General features: G+C 71.2%; 19 protein-coding genes. 13 read left to right on the top strand and 6 right to left on the bottom strand.

Features of this window, described 5'->3' with window-relative positions; genetic code table 11:
• The first annotated feature begins 167 nt into the window (after positions 1 to 167).
• Positions 168 to 716 (top strand): hypothetical protein, encoded by a 549-nt coding sequence (locus AB0E94_RS30375; RefSeq protein ID WP_360333015.1) that lies wholly within the window; start codon positions 168 to 170, stop codon positions 714 to 716.
• A 5-nt stretch (positions 717 to 721) separates the two neighbouring features.
• On the opposite strand, the gene AB0E94_RS30370 is transcribed toward AB0E94_RS30375, so the two are convergent.
• Positions 722 to 2,125: a GGDEF domain-containing protein gene (locus tag AB0E94_RS30370; protein WP_360333012.1), complete on the bottom strand. Its 1,404-nt coding sequence runs from the start codon at positions 2,123 to 2,125 to the stop codon at positions 722 to 724.
• 89 nt (positions 2,126 to 2,214) lie between these two features.
• Positions 2,215 to 2,874, bottom strand: coding sequence for an AAA family ATPase (locus AB0E94_RS30365; RefSeq protein ID WP_360333009.1), 660 nt, complete (start codon positions 2,872 to 2,874; stop codon positions 2,215 to 2,217).
• 84 nt (positions 2,875 to 2,958) lie between these two features.
• Here AB0E94_RS30365 and AB0E94_RS30360 point away from each other — a divergent pair, with 84 nt between their 5' ends.
• Both AB0E94_RS30360 and AB0E94_RS30355 read left to right on the top strand, forming a co-directional pair.
• On the top strand, positions 2,959 to 3,717 hold the full coding sequence (locus AB0E94_RS30360; protein WP_360333007.1) for a hypothetical protein: 759 nt from the start codon (positions 2,959 to 2,961) through the stop codon (positions 3,715 to 3,717).
• A gap of 65 nt (positions 3,718 to 3,782) precedes the next feature.
• On the top strand, positions 3,783 to 4,319 hold the full coding sequence (locus tag AB0E94_RS30355; RefSeq protein ID WP_360333005.1) for a DUF4240 domain-containing protein: 537 nt from the start codon (positions 3,783 to 3,785) through the stop codon (positions 4,317 to 4,319).
• Between the two features lie 35 nt (positions 4,320 to 4,354).
• Here the strand turns inward: AB0E94_RS30355 and AB0E94_RS30350 are convergent, their stop codons facing one another.
• The gene (locus AB0E94_RS30350; RefSeq protein ID WP_360333002.1) at positions 4,355 to 4,873 is read right to left on the bottom strand and encodes a DUF4188 domain-containing protein; all 519 of its coding nucleotides are present in this window, start codon (positions 4,871 to 4,873) and stop codon (positions 4,355 to 4,357) included.
• A 247-nt stretch (positions 4,874 to 5,120) separates the two neighbouring features.
• Here AB0E94_RS30350 and AB0E94_RS30345 point away from each other — a divergent pair, with 247 nt between their 5' ends.
• Both AB0E94_RS30345 and AB0E94_RS30340 read left to right on the top strand, forming a co-directional pair.
• Positions 5,121 to 5,402: a hypothetical protein gene (locus tag AB0E94_RS30345; protein WP_360333000.1), complete on the top strand. Its 282-nt coding sequence runs from the start codon at positions 5,121 to 5,123 to the stop codon at positions 5,400 to 5,402.
• Positions 5,403 to 5,540: 138 nt separating this feature from the next.
• Positions 5,541 to 5,891, top strand: coding sequence for a hypothetical protein (locus AB0E94_RS30340; protein ID WP_360332997.1), 351 nt, complete (start codon positions 5,541 to 5,543; stop codon positions 5,889 to 5,891).
• A 47-nt stretch (positions 5,892 to 5,938) separates the two neighbouring features.
• Here AB0E94_RS30340 and AB0E94_RS30335 read toward each other — a convergent pair whose 3' ends face one another.
• Both AB0E94_RS30335 and AB0E94_RS30330 read right to left on the bottom strand, forming a co-directional pair.
• Entirely contained in the window at positions 5,939 to 7,264 is a 1,326-nt protein-coding gene (locus tag AB0E94_RS30335) for a radical SAM protein (RefSeq protein WP_360332995.1), read from the bottom strand.
• Positions 7,261 to 7,632: a hypothetical protein gene (locus tag AB0E94_RS30330; protein WP_360332992.1), complete on the bottom strand. Its 372-nt coding sequence runs from the start codon at positions 7,630 to 7,632 to the stop codon at positions 7,261 to 7,263. Before AB0E94_RS30330 ends, AB0E94_RS30335 begins: the two co-directional genes overlap by 4 nt.
• 167 nt (positions 7,633 to 7,799) lie before the next feature.
• On the opposite strand from AB0E94_RS30330, the gene AB0E94_RS30325 reads away from it, so the two are divergent.
• From AB0E94_RS30325 to AB0E94_RS30315, 3 genes are read left to right on the top strand one after another with little or no spacing between them, the layout of a single operon-like run.
• Positions 7,800 to 10,610, top strand: a complete 2,811-nt coding sequence (locus AB0E94_RS30325) for an AAA family ATPase (protein WP_360332989.1) — start codon at positions 7,800 to 7,802, stop codon at positions 10,608 to 10,610.
• A 56-nt stretch (positions 10,611 to 10,666) separates the two neighbouring features.
• Entirely contained in the window at positions 10,667 to 10,912 is a 246-nt protein-coding gene (locus AB0E94_RS30320) for a hypothetical protein (RefSeq protein ID WP_360332986.1), read from the top strand.
• Positions 10,909 to 11,607 carry a response regulator transcription factor gene (locus AB0E94_RS30315; RefSeq protein ID WP_360332983.1) on the top strand — a complete coding sequence of 233 codons (699 nt, stop codon included), beginning with the start codon at positions 10,909 to 10,911 and terminating at the stop codon, positions 11,605 to 11,607. Before AB0E94_RS30320 ends, AB0E94_RS30315 begins: the two co-directional genes overlap by 4 nt.
• Here the strand turns inward: AB0E94_RS30315 and AB0E94_RS30310 are convergent.
• Positions 11,604 to 13,472: a hypothetical protein gene (locus AB0E94_RS30310; protein ID WP_360332980.1), complete on the bottom strand. Its 1,869-nt coding sequence runs from the start codon at positions 13,470 to 13,472 to the stop codon at positions 11,604 to 11,606. The two genes, AB0E94_RS30315 and AB0E94_RS30310, sit on opposite strands and share 4 nt — an antisense overlap.
• A 201-nt stretch (positions 13,473 to 13,673) precedes the next feature.
• Between AB0E94_RS30310 and AB0E94_RS30305 the strand changes: the two genes are divergently transcribed.
• Genes AB0E94_RS30305 through AB0E94_RS30285 form a run of 5 tightly spaced genes read left to right on the top strand, consistent with a single transcriptional unit; the run spans position 13,674 to position 17,655 of the window.
• On the top strand, positions 13,674 to 14,630 hold the full coding sequence (locus AB0E94_RS30305) for a caspase family protein (protein WP_360332977.1): 957 nt from the start codon (positions 13,674 to 13,676) through the stop codon (positions 14,628 to 14,630).
• A 39-nt stretch (positions 14,631 to 14,669) separates the two neighbouring features.
• Positions 14,670 to 15,266, top strand: a complete 597-nt coding sequence (locus tag AB0E94_RS30300; RefSeq protein ID WP_360332974.1) for a hypothetical protein — start codon at positions 14,670 to 14,672, stop codon at positions 15,264 to 15,266.
• Between the two features lie 7 nt (positions 15,267 to 15,273).
• Positions 15,274 to 15,693: a hypothetical protein gene (locus tag AB0E94_RS30295; RefSeq protein ID WP_360332971.1), complete on the top strand. Its 420-nt coding sequence runs from the start codon at positions 15,274 to 15,276 to the stop codon at positions 15,691 to 15,693.
• Complete coding sequence (locus tag AB0E94_RS30290; protein ID WP_360332968.1) at positions 15,690 to 17,222, top strand: hypothetical protein; 1,533 nt, start codon at positions 15,690 to 15,692, stop codon at positions 17,220 to 17,222. Before AB0E94_RS30295 ends, AB0E94_RS30290 begins: the two co-directional genes overlap by 4 nt.
• A 28-nt stretch (positions 17,223 to 17,250) precedes the next feature.
• On the top strand, positions 17,251 to 17,655 hold the full coding sequence (locus AB0E94_RS30285) for a hypothetical protein (RefSeq protein ID WP_360332965.1): 405 nt from the start codon (positions 17,251 to 17,253) through the stop codon (positions 17,653 to 17,655).
• Positions 17,656 to 17,676 lie beyond the last annotated feature (21 nt).

Here is a 17,676-nt window from a genome sequence, read left to right as displayed (position 1 = left end):
CGCCAGCCGTCGCTGAGCACTGGAATGCGTGCCGCTTTCCCGTCGTGAGCGACGGCCGCCCTTCGGGCTGCCGCGTCGCGCCGGTGGAGCCGATAGCATCGAATCGTGTCGAAGCGGCGTCGGTCCACTCTGGAGGTGCGTGTGCCCGAGTCGGCAGGAGTCCGGTCGTGAGTGTGGCCGCGGTCGACTGGGGGTCGGTGCCGGATTGGATCGCCGGTGTCGGCTCCGTCATCGCCACCCTGCTGGCGGTCAGCGGGCTGCTGTATGAGATGCGCAAACGCCGGCTCAACGAGGCACGGGCGGACGCCGAACGGCGGGCCGCCGCGGCCAACCAGGCCCGGCTGGTGAGCGTCCAGGCCCGGGTGCGCGGTGACGGGCACCGGGCCGAGTTCACCCTGCGTAATGACAGCGGGGCCCCGATCCGTACCGTGACGCCGGTCCTGTATTGGGCCGACACCGACGGCGTGTGGCGCATTCCCCGGCTGTCGAACGGCAATCCGCACGCGGTGCTCGGCCCGCACGAGTCGGCCACCTCGTTCGCCGAGGTCGCCTTCGGTGAGCCCGGACCACCCGGGCCCGGCGCTGTCCGGAGCGCTGTCGCGTTCACCGACGCCGAGGGCCGGCGCTGGCTCAGCCTGACCGGCGCCGGGTCACCGGTCCCGGTCCTCGACCACTCCGACGCCGGCGCCCTGCTGTCCGCACTCGGCCCACCCTGACCACGTCAAGCCGTCGCGAGGCTGAGGGCGCCGACCTCCTTGCGTTTCTTGGCCTCATACATCGCCAGGTCGGCCCGGGTGAGCACGTCGTCGGTGGAGTCGCCGGGCGCGGAGTGGGCGACACCGACGCTGACACCGATACGCACCTGCTCGGCGCCCACCGGCAGCGTCCGCGCGACCAGCGCCCGGATCCGGTCGACCATCACCTCGACCGATCCCGGACCCCGGCAGACGATCACGAACTCGTCCCCACCGAAACGGCTGACCAGGTCGTTCTCGCGCAGCCCGGCGCGCAGATGGTCGGACACCTCGATCAGCAGCGCGTCGCCGGCGGCGTGCCCGAGCCGGTCGTTGACCGGTTTGAAGCCGTCCAGGTCGCAGAAGAGCACCGCCAGCCCGGCCGGGTCCGACGCCAGTTCGGCGTCGATCCGGTCGACGCACGCCGCCCGGTTCGGTAATCCGGTCAGCGGGTCGGAGGTGGCCATCAGGTGCAGGGCGACCTCGGCCTCGCGCCGGGCCCGGGACAGCCTGGCGATCCGCACCATGACCAGCGGAACCATGCCGGCCGACAGCACCGCCAGCAGCACACCGTCGACGGGCAGGCCGAGCAACGCCCGGATACCGCCGGCGACCGGGGCGATCGCCAGCATGATGCCGAGGAACACCAGACGGCCGGTGCTCAGATGGTCGTCGGGGGCCTGCCCCGCGGTGGCCACCCCGGACATCGACGGGTGCAGTGCGGCACAGCCGACCGCGATGAACGCCGCCATGTAGGGGATGTTCACCCAGTCCGCGCCCATGGTGAACGCGATGTTCTCGACCAGCGCGAAGCCGACGGAGACGCTGAGCAGGCGTACCGACACCACCCGCCGGTCGGAGACGATCGACACCCGCAGCAGCGCGCCGAGGGTGCCGGACAGCAGCAGCACGTTGGTGAACCGGCTGATCTGGTGGCCGGCCGACATGTCGTGGGCGGTCATCGCGGGCAGCAGGACGGTGCTCCAGAGCACACCACCGAACCCCAGCGCGACCACCACCGAGTCGAGGATCCCGCCGATGTCGGCGCGGCCCCGCTGGAGCACCACGACCAGCGACGCCGCCAGGATCAGCGCGCCGCCGGCGGTCATCGTGACGCCGACGATCGGGTCGGCGTCAGCCGTGGCCCGCCCGGCCGTCGCGAGCAGCCACGACCAGACGACGTTCCCGACGTCGTAGACGACGGTGCCGCTCAGGAACAGCCACCACGCCAGCCGGGTGCCCGCCGGGGCACGGCGGAGACCGGCGACCAGCGCGGGCAACGGGCTGAGGGTGACCAGGACGAGCGGCCAGCCCTGCTGCTCTGCTGGCCACGCCGGGTAGGTCACCACCACGAGGCAAGTCAGGGCAGCGTAGAGACGCAGCAGTGACACGCCTGGCCATCGGCCCTGCCGGGCCAGGCATGAGGGAACCCTTGCACGACGTACGCCACACGCCTCGTCGAAGGCCGGGAGTCCCCTGGTCAGCCGCGGACGATTCGGGGCTCGCCGGGATGCTCGTTGTCGATCAGGATGTCGGCTCGCTGCTGTGGCGTGCAGGCGGCGAAGTAGATCTGCTGGGCCTCGACGTAGCGCCGCATGCCTGGATGTGCCGGATCGGGGTTCGTGCCGTCACGCTGCGCCATTCGCCTGGCCGTGGTTTCGAACGGAACCTCCAGGAACACGGACAGGTCCCACGCGTCGCCGATCTCGTCGCGATGCAGGAAGAGCCCGTCGACGATCACGACCGTACCGGGAGCAGCGGTGCGCCAGGGCGGGTCGAGGACCGCGTCGGTGTCCAGATCGTGGCCGGCCGGCCGATAACGCCGGGAGCCACCGGGCACGAACGGGTCCAGAACGTCGCTGCGGAACCGCGGGTAGTTGAAGGAGTCCTGCCAGAAGCCGAGCGGGGAGTCACGTCCCTGGCGGTAACGCACCGCACGGACGTTGTGGAAGTCGTCGAGCGACACACTGGTGACCGGACGGCCGAGGAGACGGACGGCAGCGGCGAGTTCCGCCGCGAAGGTCGTCTTACCGGCGCCGTCGGGACCGTCGATCGCCACCCGGGGACAGTCGCCGCCGCTGAGCTCCGGAACCCGGCGGGCGACATGGTCGAGAACAGCTCCCCGCGAAGATCGATGCACCGGCCAAGGATGCCACCCGCCGGCGGCCTGATTGGGCCTGCACGCCGGATCATGATCCGGGCTCCCGCCGCCTATCCTGTCGCCGTGATGATCCAGATTCTCGGGTGGGTGGCCCGACTGCGGGTGGCGCTGCTGACCATGGCACTGCTGACTGCTGTCGCCCTCCAGGTGCTGCTCCGGAACACCGAGAACGGCTTGGGGCTCAGGCTGGCGGCCGGCATCGTGCCCCCCATCGCATTCATCCTGTGCTCGGCGTTCGCCGCCCGCTTCTTTCACCCGGCGAAGCTGGTGGCACGACCCGAGGTTCCCGCCTTCGACGTCCCGGCGAACCCGACTGTGGTCCTCGCCTCCATCGGTTACACCTTCTTCGCCGTCCTCATGGTGAGCGGGCTGGTCCGTGACATCGCGGCCGACGAGGAACTCTGGTGGTTCCCGGCGATCCTTGCGATTCTCGTCGCCGGTCAGCTGGCTGCGTTCTGGAGTTCGGCGCTGGGACGATTCGGCGCGCGACTCACCCCGGACGGGATCGAGTTCCGGGAGTTGTTCGGGTCTCGGTTCACACCCTGGGATGCCTTGGCCACTCCCCTTGCGGCCTACCCGCACGACGCGCAGCAGGTGACCCTGCACCTCGCGCATCCCGAGTTGGTCCGCCGGCGCGGCCTCCGGCACACCAGCCCGACGTCGCTGCCGGCCGCCGGCGTCGACGCGGAATTCCTGGCCCGCGCGATCCACGAGTATGCGAATCGCGCCGACCTTCGCCCGGCCATCGGCTCGACGGCCGAACTGGAGAGATTCCTGGCCATTCCCCAAATCGACGATATCGCGACCCGGGCGCCGAATTGATTCGACTGCTGCGGCCGGCCCGCGCGTGGATCACGGCATATCAATGAGCCTGCTACGTTCGGGCAGTGGACGAAGGCGGGTTCTGGGCACTCATCGCCGCGTGCCGGCAGGAGGGCGGGAGCGACACCGAGCTCGTCTCACGCCTGCTGTTTCGTCGCCTGCGCGTGCTGGGCACGACCGAGATCGTCGAATTCGTTCGGATCTGGCAGCAGGTCGGATCTCGCCTCTACACCTGGCCGGTGACCGACGCGCTCTGCCTGTTACTGGGAGTGGTCGAGGAAGAGGATCTGCCTCATGCCCAGGACTGGATCATCTCCCACGGTCGAACGGCGGTCGAGCGTACGATCGAGGACCCGGACAGCCTCGTCGAACTCGCGTCGGATGCGAAGAACGCCCGTGCTTCGTGGTTCGACGAATTCATTACCGAGGCCCACATCCTCGTCAGCGGGGCCTGGCCCCTGGGCTATGACCCTGACGGTCCTGATGAGCTGCTCGGTGAGCACGTAGACCTGGCCGAGCAGGCTGTCATCGCGCAGAGCTTTCCGCGGTTGGCGGCCTCCCGCCGTCGGCACCCGGAACTGGGCGCCCCGGAACTCCGCTGACTGTCCGGAACAGCGCGCTGGAGCACAGCAACAACCTACTGCCCGGTCCCGGGGCTGTAGAGGTCGTCCTCGGTGACGACCGGGGCGAGATCGTCCTCGGGGCGGCCGACCCGCGCCGCTGAGCCGAACATCGCGCCGCGGGCCGGGTGCACCGGAGCGAAAGATGCGAAGCCACGGCGCTGCGGGATGTCGTCGTAGACCGCCTCCATGCCGCCGCGCAGCAGGTAGGTCTCGTGCCAGAAGCCGGTGCCGCCGCTGTCACGCAGGAAGTCGCGCCACCACAGGCGATGCGGCTCGGAGCGGGCCCAGGCCAGCAGCGCGGGCAGGTCCCGCCAGTACTGGCGGATGCCGAGGTGCATGGGAAACAACGACCAGAGCAGCGTCTCGTGGGCGAGCAGCCCGTCCGGTTTGTCGTCCGACGGGCCGATCCGCGGGGCGCGGGCCATCAGGGTGCGCAGGCCGTAGAGCCGGTTGACGCGCATGCCCAGGTAGACCACCACCAGGTCGGGATAGGACGACAGGTCGACGGTCTCTCGATTGACGCGGCTGGGCATCGCCAGACCCCCTTCATTCAGATCCTCCGATGGTAGGACAGCGAGACCGTCCAAATTTGCGTGGCGACCCACGGTCCGAATCGAGCCACAGAACCATCACCCGAACCACGACGATCACCTGGTCAGAGGCGGTAGCCCGGCAGTGGCAAGAGCACGGCCGACGTTGAGGTCCAAGCCGATAAACGCCCTGATCTCACCGATTCGCAGGTTTTCTACAGATTTCCTACAGATCCATGCGCGACGATCGATGCCCCTGTTCGGTTTGGCATCCGGCACGGGCGGCGTCGCCGCCCTGGCGATCGGTAGTCACCGCGGGACCGGCGTGGTGAACAACTCCAGTCGGGCTTCTGCTGAAGCCGCGAGCAAACCTGCGATGGAGGAGAACAGTATGCGGAAAATATCCACTTTCGCGGCCGTCCTGACGTTCGCCGCGACAGCCGCGGCGATAACGGTGGCAGATCCGGCCCTGGCCCTCAATCAGAAAACCTGCCAGGTGAAGTACGACGGCTTCGGTACTGCCCTGGACTGACGCTGTACTTCGCCAACGGCTGAGCAGCTCTGTCCACACCGAGGCGGGACACGACCGACGGGTTCGCCGCCGGTGACCCGCCCGCCCGGTCCACAAGATTCCGTGAAATCACCATATTCATCAGACGAGGTGACCAAGATGCGCGGTAAGAAATCGATCCTTGCGGCCGGCCTGACAGCTGCCGCAGTCACGCTGAGCGGGGTCGTCGGAATCCAGCCGGCTTCCGCGGCGGGCTGGCTCGGCACCTGCTATCCCTACCGCGGCAGCTACGTCGCCGGAGGCTGGTGCGATGGCAACGGTCCGGACTGGACCTATGAGGCCGTCGTCAGGTGCGACAACGGCGGGCAGTACTGGGGAGGGGAGAGTCCGCGCCGCTGGGCCGGCGACCGCAACGGTTCGTATGCTGAATGCCCGGCCGGATCAAGGACAATTTCCGGTGGCCTTTACTACTACTACCGGGGTCGCCAAGAAGGGTATGCAGGATCCTAGTCCGGGTCGCACCTGACGACGGGCCGCCCCGCTCAGCGGCGACACCGCTATGCGGGGCGCCTTGGGCGTACCTCGGTTGCGTCTTTCTGGCGGGCGATCAGCCGCAGCGCCTGTTCACGGTGGCGGAAACGGAAGGTCGAGCAGCGGGAATCGGCCAGGGAGCCGTTCATGGCGTGGTAGGCGCAGCCGCCCATGCAGACCGGCAAAGCCACACAGGTCCGGCATTCCGGATCGCTGAACGGGTCGTACGTGAGCCACTTCGACAGCCGGTCGCCCGCCGCCGGCCAGTCGCGCAGGTTTCCGATCACCTCGTTCGGATCGCCGACCGTCTCGGTGCATTTGTAGATCTCGCCCCGGGATCCGATCACCAGCTCGTTGTCGCGGACCGCGGTGCACGGCGCCCCGATCGGCGCGGGTGGTGGCGGGGTGGCGAACCCGAGCGAGCCGGCCAGTTCGAGGAACCGCTGCTCGGCCTCGGCGAAAGCGGGCCGCGTCAGGCATTCGGTGGCGTAGCCCGCGCTCGGGGCGAGCAGGTTGACCCGGGCCGGCAGGACGTGACCGGGGCTCACCGCGACCCGCCCGGCCAGTCCGGCGTCGGCGAGGATCCGCAGCAGCCGGGGCACCGAGGCGAGGTTGCCGGTGTCCAGGTTGACCCGGACGGTGACGTCGAGGATCCCGGCGACGGCGACGACGTTGGCCAGGATCTCCCGGAACGTGCCGCGGCCACCGGCCAGCGGGCGGCGGGCGTCGTGGACCTCGGGCGGGCCGTCCAGACCGACCTGCGCCACGGTCACCGCCCGATCGCGCAGCCGGCGGGCCACCGGCTCGGTGAGCAGATAGCCGTTGGTGATAATCGCCGCCCGGTAGGCGACCCCGGCCGCCGCCGCCCGGGTCAGCAGTTCACCGGAGAGGGCGAGCAGGGCGGGCAGCCCGACCAGGGGCTCCCCGCCGTACCAGAGGACGGCCAGTTCGCGGATCGCCGGCAGCCGCCTGTCGACCAGTTCCAGCAGGCGCCGCTGGACGTCGTCGGTGAGCAGCGACGGATGCTTGGCCTCGAAGCAGTACGGGCAGTCGAAGTTGCAGCCCAGACTGGTCACCACGGTCAGGTGGAAGCGGTGCGGGTTCCGGCGGGTGGCCGCGTACCGTTCCCGGAGCAGGTCGAGCTCGTCCAGGTCGTCCGGGAGGATCATCTGGCCGCGGGCGAGGGCGTGCAGCACCTCCGGGTCGGCGGGCGCGCCGTCGTCGCCGGTGAGGTAGCCCCCGATCGGCCCGCGCTGGCCGGCCGGCACTGCGACGACACGGCCGGAGACGCCGTTGTAGACGTACGATCGCGGGCCGTCGTCGACCCAGATGTTGTACCGCGACTCTCTCACTGCTCGTCCGGCGGACGGTTCAGCGCCTGGTTCACCCGGTCGGCCGCGCCGGGGCCCCAGAGCAGCAGGATGTCGCGCCCGGACGGGGGCGCCTCACCTGCTGCGAACACCGGCCCGCACGCCGAGAAACTCGTGAATGCGGCGCCGAAGGCGGCGTTGCCGGCGGCCGCGGCCTGCCGGCCCGTGTCCTCGTAGTCCGGACGGGCCCGCGGGGTGCCGCCGTGGCCGCGGGCGGCGAGTCCGGCGTCGAAGCCGTCGAGGTAGGTGGTCAGCACCTCGATGGCCTGGCGGACCTTGGGCGGGTAATAGTCGAGCCGCACCGGGCCGGCGGGTCCCTCGATCACCATTATCTGGAGTCCGTCGGACATGAACGCTCTTCCCTTCATATGGAAACTGCGGCGGGAATGATCAGGAATAGACATCCGACTAAGTACGTTTCCGATCGCCGACGTGAATGTCAATACACTGAGCGGGCACTTGACTCATCTATTTTCCCAACTATTTTGATCAATTCTCGCCGCCTACGATCAGGCTTATGGTCGGGCGGCCGAGAGTCGTCGCCGCGGCATGGGCACGCCCCGTCGCGATGGTCGAGCGGACGCGTGAGCTGGCCGCGCTGACGGCATGCCTCCAGGAGATCAAGACCGGCACGGCACGGGTCGTGGTGATCGAGGGCGTCGCCGGGATCGGCAAGACCGCGCTGCTCCAGGCCGTCCGTGACCGCGCGCCGGCCCAGGGCGTACGGGTGCTGGCCACCCTGGTCCCCCACCTCAGTTCCGCCGCGCCGTACGGGCTGCTGCGCCGCCTGCTCGGCCCGGAGGTCGCCCGCCGGGGCGGGGCCACCGCGCTGACCGGTGCCGCCGCGTTCGCTGCGCCGCTGTTCACGCCGGGCGCGCCGGTCGCCGCCGGGGTCGACTACGGCTGTCATTGGCTGCTGGCCGCTCTGGCCGACGCCGGGCCGCTGCTGATCGCGCTGGACGACGCGCACTGGGCCGACACCGAGTCGCTGCGGGTGCTGACCGACGCCGCCGAGGATCTGGGCAGCGCCCCGCTGGCGGTGATGGTCACCGCCCGGCCGGGCCTGAATCCGGCCGCCGAGCCGCTGCTGGCCCGCCTGGCCACCCTGGACGGCGCTCGCGTGGTGCGCCCGGCGCCGCTGTCCGACACCGGGGTGGCGACGCTGCTGCGGCATGCGTTCAACTGTGACCCGGACCCCGAGTTCACCGCCGCCTGCGCCCAGGCCAGCGGCGGCAACGTGTTCTACCTGCGCGAACTGATCCGCCCGCTGATCGCCGCCGGGCTCGCGCCGGCCGCCGGGGCGGTCGCCGAACTCGACGCCGCAGGTCCGGAGGCGCTCGTGCACACGGTGCGGCGGCGGCTGGGCGAGCTCGGGCTGATCGCCACCGATCTGGCCCAGGCGGCCGCGGTCCTCGGCGACGACACCCCGTTCGCCGACGTGGCCGCGCTGGCCGGGGTGGCGGCCGACCCGGCCGGTGACGCCGCGGTGTCGCTGCGGGTGTCGTCGATCCTGGCCCGTACCGCCCCGGTGGCGTTCCCGCACCCGCTGATCCGGGCCGCGGTCGAGCAGACCGTCCCGCCGGAACGTCTGGGCCGCCTGCACGCGAAGGCGGCCGGGGTGCTGCGGGCGGCCGGGACGCCGGCCGCGAAGATCGCCGAGCATCTGCTGCTCGCGCCGCCGGCCGCACAGTCCGACGTGGTCGATCTGCTGGTCGGCGAAGCCCGCCGGGACCTCGCCACCGGCTCGGCCGAGGCCGCCGGCCGGCTGCTGCGCCGGGCCGTCGCCGAGCCGCCCACCCCGGACGCCCGGCCCGGCGTGCTGCTGTCGCTGGCCACCGCGGAACGCGCGACAGGCCGCCTGACCGAGGCCGGCGGACACCTGAGCGAGGTGGTCGAGACCGGCGCCCGGCCGGTCGCGCTGGCCGCCATGGCCGACCTCTTCGAGGTCCTCTACGAACTCGACGACGCCGACGCCGCCTCCCGGTTGCGGCGCCGGGCCTACGCCGCCGAGCCCTACGGCAAGGACCAGGCTGAGGTACGGCTACGCTCCGCGCTGCTGCTCCAGGCCGCCGAGACCGCCGACGACCGGGCGCCGGCGCGACTGGCCGACATCGACATCGACCGGCTCCCGACCGGCACCGGCGAGGAGCGCCGTCTACTGGTCTGCGCGGCGATCCACCACCGGGCCACCGGCCAGTGCCCGCCCGAGGAGTTCCAGGCCCACCTGCGCCGGGCCGTCGAGAACCTGCCGGCCGACCGGCCGCTCACCTACTGGGAGGTGCTGGCCGCCCTGGAGTCGGCGGCGTTCCTGGCCGCGGCCGAGGCGATGACCGACGCCGAGACGGTGCTGGAGCGGCTGCGGCCCGAGGTGGTGCGGCTGCGCCGGATCGCACCGGGGCTACAGGCCGAGTGGTCCAACCGGACCGTGCTGAACAATCTGCGCCGCGGCCACTTCGAGGAGGCCGCGGCCGGGCTGGCCGAGGCTGAGCGGTTCGCGGCCCGGCACGGCCTGACCATGTACGCGGCGCTGGCCAGTTTCGCCCGCGGCATCATCGACCTGGAACGCGGCGACTTCGCCGGGGCGGGCGCCCACCTGCTGCGCGGCCCGGCCGAACCGGCGGTGGTCGGCGCGCTGGGCGAGCTGCTCAGCGGCCGCCCGGCCGAGGCGCTGGCCCGGCTGGCGCTGCCCGGGCACCCGGACGCGCCGGTCACCGAACGGGAGATCGAGTTCGAGATCCACCTGATCGCCAGCCACGCCTACGAGATCCTCGGCGACCGGGCACAGGCGCTGCGCGCAGCCGACCGGGAACTCGCCGTGCGCCGCCGGCACGGCCCGTCCTACCGGCTGGCGGCGGCGCTACGCAGGCGGGCGTCGTTCGCGCCCGCCCGGGAGGCCGTCGACCTGCTCACCGAGGCGATGGCCGCGTGCGACGGCACCCCACGGGAACCCGTGCTGGCCCGGGTCCGCGCCGCCTACGGGGCCGCGCTGCGCCGGTGCGGTCGGCTGCGCGAAGCCCGTACCGAATTGGCGGAAGCTCTTGATCTGGCCACCCGCCTCGGAATGCCGCGGCTGGCCGCCAAGGTCGGCGACGAGATCCGGGCGGCCGGAGGCCGGCCCCGCCGGACCCGGGTGACAGGCGTGGCCGCGCTGACCGGCGGGCAGGCCGCGGTGGCCCGGTTGGCCGCCGCCGGGCGCACCAACCGGGAGATCGCCGAGAGTCTCTACATCACGATCAAGACGGTCGAGACCCACCTGGCTGCGGTCTACCGCAAACTCGCGGTGCCCGGCCGGGAGCAGTTGCGGGCGGCGCTGGCCGGCGACCCCTAATTCTCAGGGTCCGCACCCTGATGACCCCCGCGGGCCAGGCAACCAGGCTGAGAAACATGATGACCCTGGAGAACCTCACCGCCACCGACCGCGCTGCCGCACTGTTCGCCTCCCGGCTGCCGGCCGGCGTCCCGGTCACCGCGAGTGTCCTGAGCGCCGCGATCACCGAGGCGTTACACGACCACGGCGGCCCGCCCGGATGCGCCGGGCAGATGGCCGCCGTCTACGGCGAGAATCCGGCGTACGCCGCCGCCCGCATGCGGTGGGCACTGGCCGTCCTACGTGCCCCGACCCGGCCGTGAACATCCGGGTGCTGGTCGCCGACGACCAGCCGCTGATCCGCGCCGGGATCGCCGCCCTGCTCGCCGCCGAGGCCGGCATCGAGGTGGTGGCGGCCACCGGCGCCGGGCCGGACGCGATCAAGGGCGCCGCCACCCACCTGCCCGACGTGGTCCTGCTGGACCTGCCGGCCGAGGACGACGGCACCGGGGTGGAGACGATCGGCCGGCTGGTCGGCGACGGCGCCCGCTACTGCCCGCAACGGCCGGTACGGGTGCTGGGCATGACCGCCGGATACCACCCCCAGCTGGCGTGGCGGGCCCTCGCCGCCGGCGCCGCCGGGTTCCTGCTCAAGTCCCAGCCGCCGGAGATGCTGCTCGGCGCGGTCCGGGCGATCGCCGAGGCGGGCGCCTGGCTCGACCTGATCGTGCTGCGCGACATGCTGGTCGAGCTCTCCTGCCGGCCGGCCGGCGGACCGAACCCGTCGCGGCTGGTCGCGCGGCTCACCGGCCGGGAACGGGAGGTGCTGGTGCTGCTGGCGTACGGGCTGGGCAACGCGGAAATCGCCGCCCGGCTGTTCCTGAGCGACGCGACCGTGCGTACCCACATCGGTCGGATCTTGATGAAGTTGCAGTGCCGGGACCGGACCCGGGCGGTGATCGTCGCCTACCGCTCGGGTCTGGTCCGCATCGACAGCGGCGACAGCCTGCCGGCCTAGCCGCGGCGGCGGACCTTCGCCGCCAGGTCCACCAGGTCTCTCGCGGTCTGCGGGTCGAAGGTGCCCATGGCCTGGTCGTTGCCGGTCAATTCGTCGAGCAGCAACGCCGCCTCGACCGGGTTGGGTTCGCCGACCACGCACCCGCTGGCGCCGAACTCCAGGTAGGTCCGGCTGTAGTGGATGCCGAGGGTCCGGTGGATCGCGGCGGCGATCGGATCGCCCCGCCGCCCGCGCTTGAGCCGCTGCGCGGCGAGCTCCCGCAACTCGTCGGGAACCGCGCCGAGCCGGTTGGTGCCGCCGATCGCCAGGAACGCGCCGACCTCGGGCCGCAGCAGGGCGTCGGCGTCCCGGGCGTCCTCCCGGGAGGTGGGCGCACCGACCCGGATCAGCAGCGGCTCACCGCGGATCACCGTGGTGAACCCGCGGCCCGCCTGGTCGGCGATGGTGATCATCGGGGTCAGCCGGTACAAGCCGGGTCGGTCGAGCTGGTGGCCCTCGGCGCCGTACGTCAGGTTGAGGTTACGGCTCATCGTCGCGCCAGGCGTCAGCAGTTGCGGGCCGGGCGTGACGTCGGTGAAGCATCGCTGCATCATCGGCGCGAACGCCCGGGCGTCGGCGAGCCGGGCCGGTCCCGGACCAGGATCGCGTTCCACCATGACCAGCAGGAAACCCGCCTTGACGTCGAGCAGGTTGCGCGGCAGCTCAACCGCCCGGCCACCGGTGTTGGACAGCAGCACCTGCAACACCACCGGCTGCCCGAGCTCGAACAACGGACCTCCGGGCGGCGCCACCAGCGTCAGCACCAGGCCACGGTCCGGTTCCGGCGGCACATGCGCCGGCTTCGCGCCGCGCGCCGTGCTCCAGTAGTCGACGTCATGGAACGGCGAGGCGCCGGGCATCACCGCACGCCGTGACCCGTGCCGCAGGAACGACACCTCGTCCGGATCGAACCCGAACGCGAACTGCTGCCAGTACTCGGCCTGCCGCCCGCCGCCGCGGTACTTGTCGGGATAGTTCATCACCGACGTGGAGTCGACCCGACCCACCTCCAGCTCGAACCGATGCGCCAGGTTCAGCACGTGCCCGACCTCGTGCGCCATCGTCCAGGCGATGTGGTGGTCCTCCAGGCGGTCGCCGAACTGCTCGCGGATCTCGTCGACGAAGACCGCGCAGCCCTGCCGTGGCCGGTCCACCAGGTCGAACATCACCCCGTACAGGCCGTTGCGCTCGTCGAACGGGTGCGACAGCATCAGCAGCTGCGCCTGCCAGCCCGGCCCGGACCGCTCCGGGTTCGCGAACGCGGCCATGGTCTCGTCCAGGACACCGTAGATGTTGCCCTCGTGCCACTCCCAGCCCTGGACCCGGCGCGGGATCAGCGCGCCGCCGTCCCGGTAGCGGACCTCGACACCGGCGCCGGCCAGGCAGGTCCGCAGCGTCGCGCGGGCGCTGTCCGGGATCGTCACGCCGACCTCGCGTTCGACCTCCACCTCCAGGACCCGCAGCGCCGGCCCGGTCCAGTCGACCCGCACGTCGATCGGGTCGACCGCCGGCAGCGCGTTGAGCTGCCGGTCCAGGCGCAGCCGCACCGACGGGCGGCCGTCCGGCATCGGGTGCAGCTCCACCACACCGCCGGAGACCCGGCCCTCGGAGTCCTGGCACCGCATCCGCCACGGCCCGGCCCGGCCCGGCACCGCCTCGTCCGGGGCGGTACGGAACGACGCCAGGAACACCGGCCGGCTGCCGACCGTCAGGAAGAGGTCGCCGCTGATCATCCCGGCGGCGGTGGCCTCATTCCGCAATTCCAGGAACAGGCCGTCGCCACCGCCCTCGTACCTGCCGTCCGGCGGCAGCGTCACATCAGTCATCGTTCGATTCTTCGGCCGCTGCCGGGCGCCGGTCGTCAGCCGCTCATCCGAATTCCGATGTCGGATCAATGACGTGCACACCGGCGTGGATACGCGATCGCGCGTACGCCGTACCGCGTAGCCGTTGACGTCTTCTCCCGGACGCCGGAAAGGCGTCCGCGAAAACACCATGGGAATCCGCACCGCCGAAAAGGAGTTCCCATGGCCCGCAAGGCATTGCTGGTAGGAATCGACATCTATCCCGACCCCCGGAACAATCTCAATTCCTGCGTCGCGGACACTCTCGCGTTCCGCTCCCTGCTGATCTCGCAGTACGGCTTCCAGGCCGCCGAGATCACCCTGCTGCACAACAGCAGCGCCACCCTGGCGAACGTCCGCGCCGCCCTCGACGACCTGGTCGCCGGCGCCGAGAGCGGCGACACCCTGGTGTTCTTCGACTCGTCGCACGGCTACCGGTTCCCGCAGGGCGACACCATGGTCGAGGTCCTCTGCCTCTACGACGGCTTCCTGCACGACCGGGAACTCGTCGACCGGGCCGCCGGCCTCCCGCCCGGCGTGTTCACCTGCGTCGCCGACGCCTGCCACGCCGGCGGCCTGAACAAACTGTTCTTCGCCGCCGACGGCGCGCAGCTGATCCGGGCCAAGGTGTGGCAGCCCTCCGCCGCCGACGCCGACCGGCACGCCGGCGAATCCAGCCAGGTCACCAAGTTCAAGTTCTTCGGCCGTGAGGCCACCGGCGACAGCGCGGCCGTCGCCAAGAACCTGGTCGCCGCGCCGGAGAAACTGCTCCAGACCAAGAGCAGCGGGGCCGGGAGCGTCCTCAACGGGGCGCTGTTCGCCGCCTGCCAGGCCGACGAGACAGCCGCCGCCGGCAGCGCGGCCACCGACAACCTGTCGGCCTTCACCTACGCCATCGTCCGTGAGGTCACCGGCCCGGTCCAGCTGCGCACGCTCGCCGACCGGGTCACCGCCCGGCTCCAGACGATCGGCATGCGGCAGACCCCACGCGCGCTCACCCCGGCCGGCCCGCCACAGCTGCTCGACCGCGGCTTCATCACCTTGCAGCCGGTCGGCGGCGGCCCGATCACGCAGCCCGCTCCCGAGGAGGAGTTCGACCCCTGGGAGTGGCTGCGCGGCCAACTGTCCGGCGTGCTCTGACCAGGCACGACCGGGAACACCGAAGAGGAGAGGAACCTCATGTCCACCAACAAGCTCGACGCCCGCATCGAGAACCTGCGGGCGCAGATCGACAGCGCGATGTCCTCCGGCGGCACGAAGGACTTCGACTACCCGATCGGCGGCCCCGTCGTCCCGGACTTCACCACCATCGTCTATCCGCTGCTCGACGCCTACCGGCACGCGGTGCAGGTCAACCCGGCCAAGGCGTTCGCGCCCAAGCCGGTGCCGGCCAAGGCGCTGGAGAACCCGGCCGTCCTCGGTGACAAGGACTTCTGGTCCGACCTGTGGGGCATCGTCCAGCAGGTCGCGCCGATCATCATCGGCGCGCTCACCAAGGACTTCAACCCGTCGGTGAAGTCGCTCAAGCAGGTGGTCGCCGACCTGCCGCCGAACCTGCGCGACGACCCGGAGTTCCGGGCCTACGCCACCGAGCTGCTGCTCTACACCGCCCAGCACACCATGGGCGCCCTGTCCGGCGCGAAGGACTACACCGACGCGAAGAACGTCCCGGCCCCGCCGCAGCCGCCGGCCGGCAAGGACTTCTGGGGCGACGCGTGGAACTTCGTCCGCGACGCCATCCCGGTGATCGCCCCGATCATCCTGAGCCTCCTCTAGGCCCGCGATGAACGCGCCCGCCCGACCCGCAGGCGCGGACCCGGCGCCGGAGCCCTTCCAGGCTCCGGCGCACGGCGTCCACGAGGCCATCGCCGACGCGCTCGCCACCCTCCACGAACCCGACCTGACCGGTTTCGGCCAGACCGAAATCGAAACGGCGATCTCCGAGATGTACGGCCACAGCCCCACCCTCCGGCCCGCCTACCGCGACTGGCTCTACCGGAACGTCAGCGCGGCCAGTTTCGGGCTGACCCGGATGAGCCCGGCCGGACCCGGCGACGCCGCCGTCCCCAGCAAGGACTTCACCAGCACGTACCACCGGCTCACCGGCCTGTTCACCGAACGGATCGTGATCCTCCAGCGCTCCCGCCCACCGATTTCGCTCGTCGCCCCCATTTCGCTCGTCGAACCCAAGGAGACGCCATGACCGACAACGGCCATGCCCGCGCCCCGGTCGAAGACCCCACCCTCGGCATCGAGGTGGACGCCGGATTCAACGGCGACACCCCACCCAACCGCCTGGTGACCATCGGCGACTCGCTGCTGCACGGCATGCAGAGCGGCGCCGTCTACCAGACCGACCTGTCCGCGCCGGCCATCATCGCCCACGAACTCGGCTGCCTCGACGACTTCCGCTATCCCACGTACGGCGGCCCCGGCGGCCTGCCCCTCAACATCGAACTGCTCCTGCGTGTCCTCGAACAGCGCTACGGCACCGACCTGAACCTGCTCGAACTGCCGTTCGCCCTGTTCACCGGCCGGCAATGGCTCGACGGCCTGGAGGACTACTGGGAACGCGGACCCGGCTCGGCCATCCCCCGCACCAGCGGCATCCCGCACAACCTGGCCATGTACGGCTGGGACCTGCGCGACGCCCTCGACCAGACCGTCAACCGGTTCCTGGCCCGGCTCGGCACCCCCACCGACGACTTCCTCCAGCAGCGGGTCCAGAACGACTCCGAACGGGCCGCGCTGCGCGTCTACCCCACCGAACCCGAGCACGCCCGCAACCGGTCGGTGTTCGACCTGGCCGAGGAGCTCGGCAAGGAGGGCTCACCACACGGCATCGAGACGCTGGTGGTGTTCCTCGGCGCCAACAACGCGGTCAGCTCGGTCACCAAACTGAAGGTCGCCTGGAGCGGCGACGACTTTCGCGACCTCGACCGCAAGAGCGCCTACACGGTCTGGCGGCCGGAACACTTCGCCGCCGAACTGGCCGAGGTCGCCGGCCGGGTCCGCAACATCGGCGCCCGGCACGTCATCTGGTGCACGGTGCCGCACGTGACGATCGCCCCGATCTGCCGGGGCGTCGGCGGCAAGGTGGCGCCCGGGTCGCGCTACTTTCCCTACTACACCCGGCCCTGGATCCGGGACCGGGACTTCGACCCGGCCCGCGACCCGCACATCACCGCGGCCCAGGCCCGCGCGGTCGACCAGGCGGTCGACGCCTACAACGACACCATGACCGATCTGGTACGGGCAGCGCGCGAAAGCGGCCAGGACTGGTACCTGCTCGACATGGCCGGCGTGCTGGACCGGCTCGCCGACCGCCGCTACCTGGCCGACGTGGCAGCCCGTCCACCGTGGTGGCGGCCGTATCCGCTGCCCGCCCCGGTGGCCGCCCTCGACCCGCCGTTCACCTCGGACTTCCTCACCTCCGACGGGCGCGGCGGCCGGGCCACCGGCGGCCTGTTCTCCCTCGACGGCGTACACCCGACGGTCACCGGGTCGGGCATCCTGGCCCAGGAGATCATCCAGGTGATGTCCCGGGCCGGCGTCGAGTTCCGCACCCCCACCGGCATGCCGCGCACCGGCCCGATCAGCGTCGACTTCGACCGCCTGCTGCGCCGCGACACGCTGGTCACCCGCCCGCCGCAGAACATCGGCTCCACCCTGTCCAACCTCGCCTGGGCGGACGAGGCCCTCGACCTGCTGCGCATCGCCCTGCCGTTCTGACCCTCAGCCGTCTGGAAGGAGAACCACCATGTCCACCGACCCCCGCTCCGACGAGGGCCTCGAATTCGGCATCGACTCGATGATCCGCGACGAGCCCGGCTACCGGATCGGCTTCACCGTCGAGGCGCTCGGCAACGACGAAAGCCTCGAGATCGTCCTGCGGACCGTCGACCGGATCCGCTGGTGGAAGTCACTGAGCTACTTCATGTTCGTACAAGGCAATCGGGGCGCCGGCCCGGAGATCCGGATCGAGACCAAGAACGACACCCACGAGGCCCGCCAGTTCCTGTTCGGCCCGGCCCTGACCAGCATCGCCACCCTCGAACTGTGGAAGGGCGGCATCGGCGGGTTCGGCGCGTTCGCCGGCAGCCTCCCGATCAACGCCTGGGCCAACCGCGGCCGCCGGATCATCTTCACCTGGCACCAGGACTGACCGTTACCCGGCCCGATCCGG

This window comes from Actinoplanes sp. NPDC026670, from assembly GCF_040638175.1.
Lineage (GTDB): Bacteria > Actinomycetota > Actinomycetes > Mycobacteriales > Micromonosporaceae > Actinoplanes.
The sequence above is the reverse complement of the archived record's forward strand: the minus strand, read 5'-3'. Positions and strand labels throughout refer to the sequence as shown.